11 protein-coding genes are annotated in these 12,731 nt (G+C 46.1%); all 11 read left to right on the top strand.

All coding sequences use genetic code 11. The features are described from left to right. Positions 1 to 9 precede the first annotated feature (9 nt). Complete coding sequence (gene mutL / locus BVG16_RS23400) at positions 10 to 1,992, top strand: DNA mismatch repair endonuclease MutL (RefSeq protein ID WP_078501615.1); 1,983 nt, start codon at positions 10 to 12, stop codon at positions 1,990 to 1,992. A gap of 44 nt (positions 1,993 to 2,036) precedes the next feature. Next, positions 2,037 to 2,825 carry a class I SAM-dependent methyltransferase gene (locus BVG16_RS23395; RefSeq protein WP_078501614.1) on the top strand — a complete coding sequence of 263 codons (789 nt, stop codon included), beginning with the start codon at positions 2,037 to 2,039 and terminating at the stop codon, positions 2,823 to 2,825. Between the two features lie 7 nt (positions 2,826 to 2,832). Beyond that, positions 2,833 to 3,789: a tRNA (adenosine(37)-N6)-dimethylallyltransferase MiaA gene (miaA, locus tag BVG16_RS23390; protein ID WP_078501713.1), complete on the top strand. Its 957-nt coding sequence runs from the start codon at positions 2,833 to 2,835 to the stop codon at positions 3,787 to 3,789. 18 nt (positions 3,790 to 3,807) lie between these two features. Further along, complete coding sequence (gene hfq / locus BVG16_RS23385; protein WP_078501613.1) at positions 3,808 to 4,044, top strand: RNA chaperone Hfq; 237 nt, start codon at positions 3,808 to 3,810, stop codon at positions 4,042 to 4,044. Positions 4,045 to 4,201: 157 nt separating this feature from the next. Further along, complete coding sequence (locus tag BVG16_RS23380; protein WP_078501612.1) at positions 4,202 to 6,787, top strand: PBP1A family penicillin-binding protein; 2,586 nt, start codon at positions 4,202 to 4,204, stop codon at positions 6,785 to 6,787. 64 nt (positions 6,788 to 6,851) lie between these two features. After that, positions 6,852 to 7,547, top strand: coding sequence for a peptidylprolyl isomerase (locus BVG16_RS23375; RefSeq protein ID WP_078501611.1), 696 nt, complete (start codon positions 6,852 to 6,854; stop codon positions 7,545 to 7,547). 224 nt (positions 7,548 to 7,771) lie between these two features. Then, positions 7,772 to 8,353: a DUF402 domain-containing protein gene (locus tag BVG16_RS23370; RefSeq protein ID WP_078501712.1), complete on the top strand. Its 582-nt coding sequence runs from the start codon at positions 7,772 to 7,774 to the stop codon at positions 8,351 to 8,353. Next, positions 8,350 to 8,991: a YdcF family protein gene (locus BVG16_RS23365; RefSeq protein WP_078501610.1), complete on the top strand. Its 642-nt coding sequence runs from the start codon at positions 8,350 to 8,352 to the stop codon at positions 8,989 to 8,991. The genes BVG16_RS23370 and BVG16_RS23365 overlap by 4 nt, the downstream gene beginning before the upstream one ends. An 81-nt stretch (positions 8,992 to 9,072) precedes the next feature. Next, entirely contained in the window at positions 9,073 to 10,065 is a 993-nt protein-coding gene (gene spoVK, locus BVG16_RS23360; protein WP_078501609.1) for a stage V sporulation protein K, read from the top strand. 18 nt (positions 10,066 to 10,083) lie between these two features. Beyond that, positions 10,084 to 11,370 (top strand): GTPase HflX, encoded by a 1,287-nt coding sequence (gene hflX / locus BVG16_RS23355; RefSeq protein ID WP_078501608.1) that lies wholly within the window; start codon positions 10,084 to 10,086, stop codon positions 11,368 to 11,370. Positions 11,371 to 11,409: 39 nt separating this feature from the next. After that, positions 11,410 to 12,663 carry a methionine gamma-lyase family protein gene (locus BVG16_RS23350; protein ID WP_078501607.1) on the top strand — a complete coding sequence of 418 codons (1,254 nt, stop codon included), beginning with the start codon at positions 11,410 to 11,412 and terminating at the stop codon, positions 12,661 to 12,663. The last annotated feature ends 68 nt before the right edge of the window (positions 12,664 to 12,731 follow it).

The following is a 12,731-nucleotide window of genomic DNA, read 5'->3' as shown; positions in this document are numbered from 1 at the left end:
GGAAAGAGCATGTCGAAAATTCATATCCTAGACGAGCATATTGCCAACCAAATTGCTGCCGGTGAAGTGGTTGAGAGGCCAGCATCCGTTATTAAAGAGCTTGTCGAGAATGCAATCGACGCTGGCAGCACCCGAATCGATGTCGCAGTGGAAGAAGGCGGTCTACAATTGATTCGTGTCACGGATAATGGGGCAGGGATTGATGGAGACGATTGTGAGACGGCTTTCTACCGGCATGCTACGAGTAAAATTGCGAATGGACGAGATTTGTTCCAAATTCGTAGTCTCGGGTTTCGCGGCGAGGCCTTGCCAAGTATCGCGGCGGTATCCAAGGTGGAATGTATCTCATCTGCTGAGGATACGGGGTTGGGTCGGCGTATCGTCATCGAAGGCGGAAGCTTGAAGACGAACGCAGACACGAATACCTCTCGCGGTACGGATTTCACCGTAAGGGAATTATTCTACAATACCCCGGCAAGACTCAAATATATGAAGACCATTCAGACGGAGCTGGGGCATATTTCGGATACGATGCATCGAATGGCACTTGCACATCCGCAAATTGCTTTTACACTTCGACATAATGGTAATACGTTATTGCAGACCCTTGGCAATGGTGACCTGCTGCAGGTGATAGCTGCCATTTACGGCACATCGATTGCTAAATCCATGATCCCGATTGAAGGGGAGCAATTGGATTACAGCGTCAAAGGATATGTATGTAAACCTGAGCAGACACGATCGAACCGAAATGCCATCTCTACGGTCGTGAATGGGCGGTTTATTCGCAACTATGCATTGAATCAAGCCGTTCAGCAGGCATACCATACATTGCTGCCGATTAACCGGTTCCCGCTCGTGGTGCTGCATCTGGAAATGCATCCTTCGCTTGTCGATGTGAACGTGCATCCTGCGAAGCTGGAGGTGCGCTTTAGTAAGGAATTAGAGCTGTGTCAATTTGTTCAGCATACCATTGCAGAGGTTCTGCAAGATCAAGTACTTATCCCTGCCGCGGCAAAGCCGAAGAGCGGAGAGAAAAATGGGTACATTCAAGAACAATTACAATTCAATCGCGCAGCCGCTTCGGCTCCTGTGGATGGCAGTCCCGTGCCGGATCAGATTTCTGGGCGCAGCCCAGAGCGGTATACGTGGAATCCGCCAACGTTGCATGAAGGCAGAACGTCAGCATTTACACCGTTAGAACAGCAAAAATCCAATGAGGTGTATGCGGATCGCCGGGCTGGTGCTGGCTTCGAGGCTTCAACGGTTCGTGAGCGAGAACGGGTGGATTATGCAGCAGGCTCCAGACCGAATGGGAATCAACAGGTACCCTATCGACCGACGGCTCCGATGTCCCCAGATACGATCCAACATATCTATCAGGCACCTGAGGAGCGAGTCGATTTGCCTGCATTTCCCGAGCTTTCAATGATTGGTCAAATGCATGGGACCTACCTCATCGCGCAGAATGATACGGGACTATACCTTATTGATCAACATGCTGCGCATGAACGTATCAATTATGAATTTTATTATGAGAAATTCGGGAATCCTGCGGATGCCTCGCAAGAACTGCTGCTCCCGATAACATTAGAATTTACGCCGACAGAGACGGAAGTCATGAAAACGAAGCTCCCTCTGTTTGAACAAGCAGGTGTCATTTTGGAACATTTTGGAGGGCAATCCTTCATTATTCGCGCCTATCCGCATTGGTTCCCGGAAGGGGATGAGACGGCGCTCGTTCAAGAGATGGCCGAATGGATCCTTCAAGAAAAGTCTGTAGATATCGCGAAATTAAGAGAAAAATCAGCGATTATGTGCTCTTGCAAGGCATCTATCAAAGCAAATCAAAAGCTAACGACGCTGGAGGCGGAAGTCTTGATTGAGCGCCTAGCTGCTTGCAAACAGCCGTATACCTGCCCTCATGGGCGGCCGATTGTTGTTAGTTTTTCAACCTATGAATTGGAAAAAATGTTCAAACGAGTCATGTAAATTTGAGATATGACCGTTGTTAGACTTATAATAAGGGTGAGGTTATGATCATTACCACAGCGGACTCGTCTTCTGAGCAGTCCGTAGAGCGGGCCAAGAAACTAGCGGAAGAGCTGCAATGCCGCTACGTTGTGAGGGAGAGAAGATCGGTTGCCAAATTGTTTCGCATTTATAAGGATCCTGATTTGATTATCGTAACCGATCAAGAAATTCGCTATGTCCATCCGGAAAAAGAAGCCATGCACTTTCACCCGAGTATGTCGTTCGTACGTGTGAAAAGGTTACTACGCGGAGATTCTGATCCCATGTTGGAAGTCGCTAGGGTACAAGCAGGGGATACCGTACTGGATTGCACAGCTGGATTAGCGTCAGATTCCATTGTGTTCTCCCAAGGGGTAGGGGCCACAGGACAAGTTATTGCACTTGAAAGTGAAGTCTGTCTGTACGCACTCGTCAAAGAAGGGTTACAGACGTATCAGACGGATGTGCCCGCGATGAATGAAGACATGCGAAGAATTCAAATGAAGAATGTAAATCATGCAACGTATTTAAAGACGCTGCCGGATCGAAGCGTAGATATTGTTTTTTTCGATCCGATGTTTCGTGAGCCATTAATGGAATCCAGTTCACTTAGCCCATTGCGGGGGCTCGCTAATCATCATGCGCTTGATTTCAACAGCATTGAGGAAGCGAAGCGAGTCGCACGCAAAACCGTTGTGCTCAAAGAACAGCGGGACAGTTCGGAGTTTGAGCGGTTAGGTTTCTCTTGTGTTCACCGCAACCCCTCGAAAATTGCTTACGGAGTGATACACATTGACAACAACGAATCATAAACCGCGCATGCTCGTATTGATTGGTCCTACAGCAGTAGGAAAAACGGCTTTAAGCCTGGAACTTGCGGAACTATTCAACTGTGAGATTATTTCTGGCGACTCGATGCAAGTCTATCGTCACATGGATATTGGGACAGCGAAGCTGCCGCTGCATGAGCAGAAAGGCATTGTCCATCATATGATTGATATTCATGACCCTGATGAAGCGTTCTCCGTGGCCGAATTTCAAGACAGATGCAAAGCATTGGCCATGGAAATAGAGGGGCGAGGGAAGCTTCCTTTTATTGTCGGAGGCACCGGGCTTTACGTGGAATCGGTATGCTATGGATTTGAGTTTTCTGAGACTGGCGCAGATGAAGTATTTCGGCAAGAACAGGTCTTGTTCGCAGAGAAACACGGCGCCATTGCGCTCCATGACAAGTTAAAAGCAGTGGATCCGGTAACCGCGGACCGATTGCATCCAAATGATCAACGTCGGATTATCCGAGCGTTAGAGGTCTATCATTTGACGGGAGCTCCGCTATCCGAACAGCTTGCAGGCCAGACCAAAACCTCACCGTATGATCTCTGCATCATTGGTCTTACGATGGAACGTGCCCTACTCTATCAACGTATAGAGCAGCGCATAGACGAAATGCTGGAAGAGGGTCTTGTTCTGGAAGTAGACAGGCTGCTGAAGAAGGGCTTTACGAGAGAGCTCGTATCGATGCAAGGACTCGGTTATAAAGAGATTGCCGCTTATTTGGAAGGCGAATGTTCGCTGGATGAAGCAGTCACTTTACTGAAGCGCGATACGCGAAGATTTGCCAAAAGACAGTTGTCATGGTTCCGTCATATGAAAGAGATCCACTGGGTTGATGTGACGCAGCCCGAAAATTTTGTGAAGAATAAGCAGGCAATTCGTGATATAATAGCAGGAAAGTTTCACATCGATCTTGAATATATTTCAAAACAATCTAATTGATATGTGGGGGTACGGCTAATGAATAAGTCCATTAATATCCAGGATACGTTCTTGAACCAATTACGGAAAGACAATATTCCGGTTACGGTATATTTAACAAATGGCTTTCAAATTCGTGGTGTGATCAAAGCATTTGATAACTTCACGATTGTTATTGACAGTGAAGGCCGTCAGCAAATGGTGTATAAACATGCCATTTCTACGTTTACGCCGCAGCGTAACGTTTCCTTAGTACAAGATAATCAGAATGACTAAATAAAGGTTTTTGAAACCTTTTGTTGATGAGATTCGTTTAATGGAATAGCCTATGATGGATGAGCAACCCGTTATATGGGTTGTTCTTTTCATTCCTAGGCAAGTTATAGGAACTAGAGCTTATAGAGAGAATATTACCGAAAGGGAGTCGGTAGAGGTGCCAAATCAACAAGGAAGTAATAGAAATCAAGCGCCGCGTTCGCAACGTCGAACCAAACCGAAGAGCAAGGGCAAGAAGAAGTTTACAATGAAAAAAGGGCTGCTGCTCTTGTTCTTTACGATTGCCATTGCGGCGTTTTGTGCGATTGCAGGTTATTTATGGATAATCTTGAATGGCGAGCGCATTTTGAAGGAGAATGGTGACAAATACGAAGTCATGGATGAAGCCTCCATTGTCTACGATATCAATAAAAATGAGTACGCCAAATTATACGTTGAGAATCGTGAACCTGTAACGATTGATGAAATACCGGAAAAAGTCCGCGAAGCCTTTATTGCGACGGAAGACCGCCGTTTTAATGAGCATCAGGGTGTCGACTTATGGTCTATTGGTCGTGCTGCGGTGAAGGACGTCATTGCACGCAGTAAGGTTGAGGGTGGTAGTACGATCACGCAGCAGCTGGCGAAGAACTTGTTCTTGTCCCATGATAAGACATTCTTCCGGAAAGCAACGGAAGTATCCATCGCATTAGCGCTCGAGAACCATAAGACCAAAGATGAAATACTTGAGATGTACTTGAACCGGATATATTTTGGTAAAGGTGCATATGGGATTAAAGCGGCAAGCAAGCGTTATTTTGGCAAGAGTGATTTGAATGACTTGGAATTGTGGGAAATTGCATCATTAGCTGCGATGCCTAAAGGACCATCCACGTATAACCCGTTATCCAATCCAGATAGATCGAAGGAACGCCGCGGTGTTGTATTAAAGCTGATGGCTGACCAAGGATATATTACACAAGCGGAGATGAATAAAGCAGCAACTGTGGACTATAATCCGGATGCAGCGACAGAAACGAAGCGAGTGCAGTCTGCGTTTGTTGATTATGCGATTGATGAAGCCGTAGAGAAGACAGGCATTTCAGAAGAAGAGCTGAATCGTGGTGGATATAAAATTTATACTACGCTAAATCCAGATGCACAGAAAGCTATCGATGCAGAATTTGCGGATGACAGCAACTTCGAACAAAGTAAAGATGAGCAGCAAATGCAAGGATCCATGGTTATTATGGATCAGCATACAGGCGGGCTTGTTGCGATGGCAGGTGGTCGTGATTATATCCGTAAAGGATTAAATCGCGCGACGGTACTGCGTCAGCCGGGATCAACCTTTAAACCGATTGCAAGTTATGGTCCGGCGTTAGAGTCTGGCAAATTCTTGCCATGGTCTACAGTTCGGGATGATAAGCAATGCTTCGGCAACTATTGTCCATCTGATTTAGGAAGTAACAAATATATCGGGGCCGTAAGTTTTACAGATGCCTTGAAGCGATCGATTAACCTGCCTTCGGTGTGGTTATTGAATGAAATTGGTGTGAAGACAGGGTATGATTTTGCAATGGGTCTTGGTATTCCTATGACCAAGGATGACCGCAACTTAGCGATTGCCTTGGGTGGATTGACATACGGAGCTTCCCCAATTCAAATGGCTACAGCTTACAGTGCCTTTGCGAATGGTGGAACCTACGATCCAGCTCATGCCGTGATGGAAGTTGTAGACCGGTCCGATAAAACTGTCTACAAGTTTAATGAAAATGCGGGTAAGAAGGCCATGAGCGAAAAAACTGCGTATTACATGACAGATGTTTTGCAGGAAGTCGTGAATAACGGGACAGGGAAAAGTGCTAAAATTAGCGGTAGACCAACAGCCGGGAAGACAGGTACGACACAACATGGTATTCCTAATTTTAAAAGCAGTGCTAACCGTGATGTGTGGTTCGTGGGTTATACACCAGAATGGACGGCATCCGTCTGGATGGGGTATGACAAGACAGATAAGGATCATGTTGTTAAAAAAGGCAGCGGTCAAGCCGCGTCACTCTTTAAGAAGGTCATGACCAAAGCGTTAGAGAACCAGAAGAAGGGTTCATTTGATAAACCATCGAATGTGCAAGAAGAAGTGAAACCGCCGAATAAAGTGAATGGATTGATGGCGAGTTACTCTGCAGATACGCAAACGGTGAGCCTGAATTGGTCCGCTGTAACGACGGATCAAGCCGCTACTTATCGTGTATATCGCAAAGAATCTACGGAATCTAAATATACGATGATGGGCGAAGTTCCAGCGAATGCATACGAAGACATGCAAATTGTTCCGAATGCAGAATATGAGTATTATGTAACAGCCTATATCGCTGAATCGAATACGGAGACGGGACCTTCTGCGACGGTGAAGATCAAGATTGAGAGCGATCTTCCTCCAATTGATCCATCGCTCCCAGATCCTAATAATCCGGATCCGAACAATCCTAATCCGACGGATCCGAATAACCCGGGTACGACAGATCCGACGAATCCTGACCCAACAATTCCCGTCGATCCTAATAATCCAGATGGGAACGGGAATACCAATCCTGACCAAGGAAATGGGAATGGGAACGATGGCTCTGTGCCAGCGGACACGGGTACCATGAACCCGGATAATCCTAACGATGGTACAACCGTAGATCCGAATGCGGTGAATCCAAACAATAACGGCAACGGTCATGGAAATGGCAAGGGAAAAGACAAGAAAGAAAGATAAAAAAACTAGGGACCCTTAGGGGTTCCTAGTGCCATGATACGAAAGAATATGGAGTGTGCAGCAAATGAAGAGAAAATCACACCGGTTGCTTGTTCTCGTGCTTGTGTTAACGACAGTTATTGCGCTTGGAGCATGCGGTTCGAAGAATCAAAGTTCTTCGGAGTCTTCTAACACTAATGGAGGCTCTGCAGAATCAACGGGAACATCGACGGAACAGCCAAGCAAAACATGGAAGGAAGCCCCTGCCATGACGATTGATCAGAACAAAAAGTACACGGCGAAAGTGTCGACTTCAAAGGGCGATTTTACAATTGAATTGTTCGCGAAAGATGCGCCGATTACAGTCAATAACTTTGTATTTCTATCCAAGCAAGGTTATTATGATGGGATTATTTTCCACCGAATTCTCGAAAGCTTTATGATTCAAACCGGGGATCCGTTAGGAAATGGAACAGGCGGTCCTGGCTATACCATTCAAGATGAATTGAACGGACCTCACAAGTATGAAGAAGGAATTGTTGCCATGGCGAAAACAAAAGCACCGAATTCAGCAGGCAGTCAGTTCTTTATTGGGACAGGCCCGGATATCGATAACTTGAACAGTATGCCGGATTATCCGATCTTCGGCAAAGTGATTGACGGCATGGATACGGTCAAGCTTATTGCTGCTACCCCAACAGAAATGGATGATTCAGGTAGAGAGCAGAGCAAACCGAGTGAGAAAGTTACGATTAATTCGATTGCAATCACAGAAGAATAATCCATGATAAATAATTCAAAAATACGTACCGTAGGGTACGTATTTTTTTTGTTTATGACGAACTGTAGATCGTATCCGATTCTGTTACGGTGCCTTTTATAAAAATCTACTCATGGAGGGAAAAGTCATGAATGATTTTGCTATATAGAGGTACATGGATGACTGGTGTATGGTTACCAATTGTGGTAAGATTTTTGGTAGAACGTATGGAGAGGGTCATTCCCATGAAACGTAAATTTTCGGATCGTGCCAACTGGCGGAGAATTATTAGTAAAAATTTTGTCTCGAAGTATCAGGAGAAACCGGACTTTACCGGCTTTGTGACCTTATATACGATTCAACGACTTCGGGATCCACTCTGGAAAGAGTACGGCGGAACGAAGCTGTGCCTTGCAGATACGGGGTATTCGTGGCTGCAGTATTTTCCGCAAGGAGAACATTTTATTGTAACAGCCATGTTTGATGATAAGCACCGGATTGTGCAATGGTACATCGATATATGTAAGTCACAAGGAGTAACCGAGCAAGGGGTCCCTTGGTTTGATGATTTATTCCTGGATATCGTCGTGCTGCCTTCGGGAGCGGTTTATTTGATGGATGAAGATGAGCTGGATGATGCCCTGCTTGATGGGGACATTACGCAAGAAGATTATGAGCTCGCGACGGATACAGCTCGTCATTTACTTCGGATGATTACGGCGCATTTATTCCCTTATTTTGTGATGTCAGAACGGGATTTGCGCGATGAATTTGGCATTGTTCAAGATCCTGCACCAGGTAACGGACCTGCTTTGGATCAGCCATGAACAGGCGTCGACAGTTAATACAGTCTTCGAAGTGGGGGAGCATAATTCTTAGAGTTGTGCTCCTTCTGTTTATCTGCGGCCTTGTGTGGCTTTGTTATACCCAGTGGGTCATTCACTCGATTCGGAATTCGTCAGATTTGCGGCATTCGGATGTGGGGATCGTACTTGGCGCCGTACTATGGGATAACAGGCCGAGCCCTGCGCTAAAGGAACGGTTAGATCATGCCTTACAGTTATATCAAGACGGTAAATTTGATCAATTCATTGTATCGGGTGGCCTAGATCATCCGAAGCTGAGGCTAACGGAAGCCGAAGGGATGGCGAATTATTTAATAGAAAAGGGAGTGCCCAAAGATCGTATTCTCTTGGAGAATCACGCAACAAGTACCTATGAGAATCTATTGTACAGTCAAGAAATGATGTCGGAGAAAGGATACTCCTCTGCGGTGATTATCACCCATAATTATCATGGTGCCAGGTCATTAGAAATAGCCAAATTCATAGGCTACAAGGATCCGGTCATCTCTACGACAGATTCGAAAGTACTTCGTATGGCATGGCATCAAATGCGCGAATCGCTAGCTTATACGAAATGGAAGCTCGATCAAATCTTAATTATGCTTGGCATTCATGGCTGACCAAAACTGCTAATATCGGGGACAGAGATAGAATACATTGATTAAAGGGTCAGCACCTAGACTAAAATGAGGTGATGGGGCATGAATGGGCGAGTAATGGCTTCAACAGGACAACGGAGCGAGAGCAGGCCATCGAGACAAATCAGTGTTATTCTAAGAAATCAAGAACCGACTGCAACCACACAGCCAGCTCAAGAGATGGAAAGCACCGGTCATGCAGCGGCCAAGGCAGTTGCTCATAACAGTCATTTTGCAGAGATGCAAAAAGATTTAGACCAGTTAATCGGGCTCGATAATATCAAAGAATTAGTCTATGAGATTTATGCATTATTGCAAGTCTCTCAAATGCGTACCGAGGCAGGTCTTCTAAGTGGCACGCATGTCTATCATATGGTCTTTAAAGGGAATCCTGGGACGGGGAAAACAACTGTAGCACGCATCGTGGCCAAATTGTTTCAGCAGATGGGAGTCATCAGCAAGGGACATCTTATTGAAGTGGAACGTGCAGATTTGGTCGGAGAGTATATCGGTCACACCGCGCAGAAGACCCGCGACTTGGTGAAGAAAGCCGTAGGCGGCGTGCTGTTTATTGATGAAGCTTATAGCTTAGCTCGTGGAGGGGAGAAGGACTTCGGAAAGGAAGCCATCGATACGCTTGTCAAAGCGATGGAAGACATGAAAAATCAATTTGTCCTGATCCTCGCAGGGTATTCAGGAGAGATGGATTTCTTCATGCAGACCAATCCGGGGTTGCCTTCCAGATTTCCGATTCAAATTGAATTTCCGGATTATACGATTGATCAATTGATTCAAATTGCCGAACTGATGGTGAAGGAGCGGGATTACACGTTGATGCCGCAGACGATCATGAATCTTCGTCAGCATTTGATTCAAGAGAAGAACGATACGTTTCATTCGTTCAGTAACGCAAGGTATGTTCGGAATATGATTGAGAAGTCGATTCGGAATCAGGCTGTGAGGTTGTTGAATCAGTATCAGCATACGTCTCCAAGCCGATCGGAGCTGATGACGTTAAAGACAGAAGACTTAAAGGTGGAGAAGCCGCCTCGCTAAAGGAGTTTTGTCCAATTCATGAAGCAAACAACTTATGACACAGCATCTACGGTACAGGATCGAGCGGTACTCGTCAGCCTTATTACACAAGTGATGAAACGAAGCGATACGAATCATGATCTTTCCCTTCAGGAGTTAGCGAAGCTCGCAGAGACGGCGCAAGTTGAAGTGGTATCGACTGTGACACAGAATCGTGTATCCAGGGATGCCAAATGGTTCATTGGCAAAGGGAAAGTAGAGGAACTGAAAGCAGTGATTGATGAGCTTGATGCCAATACTGCCATTTTTGATCAGGAGCTGTCTGGTGCTCAAGTTCGAAACCTCGAGCAAGTCCTGAATGTCAAAATTATTGATCGTACGCAGTTGATTTTAGATATCTTCGCCCAACGTGCAAAGACACGTGAAGGGATCATCCAAGTTGAACTTGCCCAGCTGAGTTATATTTTGCCGCGACTCTCCGGACATGGCAAGAACCTATCTCGGTTGGGTGGAGGCATTGGTACGCGAGGACCTGGTGAATCGAAGCTGGAAACGGATCGTCGGCATATTCGTGGACGAATCAGTGAGCTAAAACGGCAGCTGGAAGAGGTTGTTCGGCATCGTTCCTTATATCGTGAGCGGCGGAGGAAGACAGGGATCTATCAGGTTGCGTTGGTTGGATACACGAATGCAGGGAAGTCCACGTTGTTGAACCAGCTAACAGAGGCAGATGTATTGATTGAAGACCAGTTATTCGCAACTTTGGATCCTACCTCGCGGACGCTGGCGCTTCCTAGCGGGAAAGAAATTGTGATCACGGATACCGTCGGCTTTATTCAGAATCTCCCGCATGATCTTGTTGCAGCCTTTCGAGCAACATTAGAGGAAGTATGTGAAGCCGATTTAATTCTTCATGTCGTAGACAGTTCTTCGGAGATGCGGGATGATCAAATGCGCGTCGTGGATGAAATACTACAGGAGCTCGGTGCGGCTGCGAAGCCGCAGGTGCTGCTGTATAATAAAATTGACGCCTGTACGCCAAGCCAGCGGGAGATGCTGCCTAGCGGACCGCAAGTTCTAAAAATCAGTGCTTACAATCTAGCCGATCAAGAACGGATACGTGAATTAATTCAACAGCATGTGGTGGGAGATACACGAACATTTTGTGTTCCGGCGGATCGCGGGGAGATCATATCCCTGCTGTATCGCACAGGAGATGTATTAGAACAGGTTGTTGAGGATGAAGACCTCTGGATTCAAGTGCGTCTGAATCGAGCGGATTATGAGAAGCAAGGATATTTGCTGGATCCATATATGCAGTTATAAAATGAAAAGACAGTTAGCAACAGGGAGAGACGTAGAACAATGAAGCAATTTTCAGAACGTTTGATGGCATTACAAGAGCAAGTGGAAGAACAGATTCGTGGGCGTCTACAAGAAATGGATAAGATTGTGGACCGGAATCAATGGAAGGTTATACAAGCTTTTCAAGAACATCAAGTGAGTGATTTTCATTTCTCGGGTTCCACGGGATATGGGTATAATGATCGTGGACGTGAAGTATTGGATGAAGTCTATGCTTCGGTATTTGGTGCGGAAGCGGCGCTCGTACGCCCTCATTTTGTATCGGGAACACATACGATTGGCACCGCATTGTTCGGGGTATTGCGTCCTGGGGACAAGCTTCTGTACATGACGGGGAAACCGTATGATACATTGCACAAGGTCATTGGAAAACCAGGGGATGGGACAGGCTCCCTTCAAGATTTTGGGATCGAATATGCTGAAGTTGATTTATTGGCGGATGGTGGCGTTGACTGGGTAAATGTAGAACAGAACATCACCTCGAACACCAAAGTCATCGGTATTCAACGTTCACGCGGATATGCATGGCGAGCTTCTTTTACCGTGGCCGAAATCGGTGAGATGGTGCGTCGTGTTAAAGCGATTAAACCTGATGTCATCGTATTCGTGGATAACTGTTATGGGGAATTCACAGAACTTCACGAACCTACTGAATATGGCGTAGATTTGATGGCGGGGTCCTTGATCAAGAATCCTGGTGGAGGTCTGGCCGAGACCGGTGGATATATTGTAGGTAAAAGGGAATTTGTCGAGAAAGCAGCGTATCGTTTGACAGCACCAGGCATCGGTGGAGAAGTAGGTGCCATGTTAGGTACGACACGTGCGATCTACCAAGGTTTGTTCTTAGCGCCTACGTTAGTCGGACAAGCTGTAAAAGGCAGCATTTTTGCGGCGGCAATGTTCGAACATCTTGGATTTACGACGCATCCAAGGTGGAATGATCCGCGTACAGATCTTATCCAGGCGATCCAATTTACAGGCAGCGAGCATTTGATAAAATTCGTACAAGGCATCCAGAACGCCGCGGCTGTGGATGCGCATGTGGTGCCAGAACCGTGGGATATGCCAGGTTACGAACATCCTGTTATTATGGCGGCAGGTACGTTTATTCAGGGGGGAAGCTTGGAATTATCTGCGGATGCCCCGATCCGTGAGCCTTATATTGCGTATATGCAAGGTGGCTTAACGTACTCGCATGTCAAATTCGGAGTCTTAACCGCATTGGATAAGATGATACATCACCACCTTTTGTAAAGATACCTAACATCTTATTGACATGTTTTTGCGATAACGCTACAATAATAACATATTCATGAGAGAAA

This window comes from Paenibacillus selenitireducens (genome assembly GCF_002021565.1).
In the GTDB taxonomy this organism is placed as follows: domain Bacteria; phylum Bacillota; class Bacilli; order Paenibacillales; family Paenibacillaceae; genus Paenibacillus_K; species Paenibacillus_K selenitireducens.
The sequence above is the reverse complement of the archived record's forward strand: the minus strand, read 5'-3'. Positions and strand labels throughout refer to the sequence as shown.

Excerpts from the sequence above, each read along its gene's own strand:
- hfq (WP_078501613.1), top strand. The coding sequence starts at position 3,808 with ATGAATAAGTCCATTAATATCCAGGATACGTTCTTGAACCAATTACGG.
- BVG16_RS23375 (WP_078501611.1), top strand. The coding sequence starts at position 6,852 with ATGAAGAGAAAATCACACCGGTTGCTTGTTCTCGTGCTTGTGTTAACG.
- spoVK (WP_078501609.1), top strand. The coding sequence starts at position 9,073 with ATGAATGGGCGAGTAATGGCTTCAACAGGACAACGGAGCGAGAGCAGG.
- hflX (WP_078501608.1), top strand. The coding sequence starts at position 10,084 with ATGAAGCAAACAACTTATGACACAGCATCTACGGTACAGGATCGAGCG.
- mutL (WP_078501615.1), top strand. The coding sequence starts at position 10 with ATGTCGAAAATTCATATCCTAGACGAGCATATTGCCAACCAAATTGCT.
- BVG16_RS23365 (WP_078501610.1), top strand. The coding sequence starts at position 8,350 with ATGAACAGGCGTCGACAGTTAATACAGTCTTCGAAGTGGGGGAGCATA.
- BVG16_RS23370 (WP_078501712.1), top strand. The coding sequence starts at position 7,772 with ATGAAACGTAAATTTTCGGATCGTGCCAACTGGCGGAGAATTATTAGT.
- BVG16_RS23395 (WP_078501614.1), top strand. The coding sequence starts at position 2,037 with ATGATCATTACCACAGCGGACTCGTCTTCTGAGCAGTCCGTAGAGCGG.
- miaA (WP_078501713.1), top strand. The coding sequence starts at position 2,833 with ATGCTCGTATTGATTGGTCCTACAGCAGTAGGAAAAACGGCTTTAAGC.
- BVG16_RS23350 (WP_078501607.1), top strand. The coding sequence starts at position 11,410 with ATGAAGCAATTTTCAGAACGTTTGATGGCATTACAAGAGCAAGTGGAA.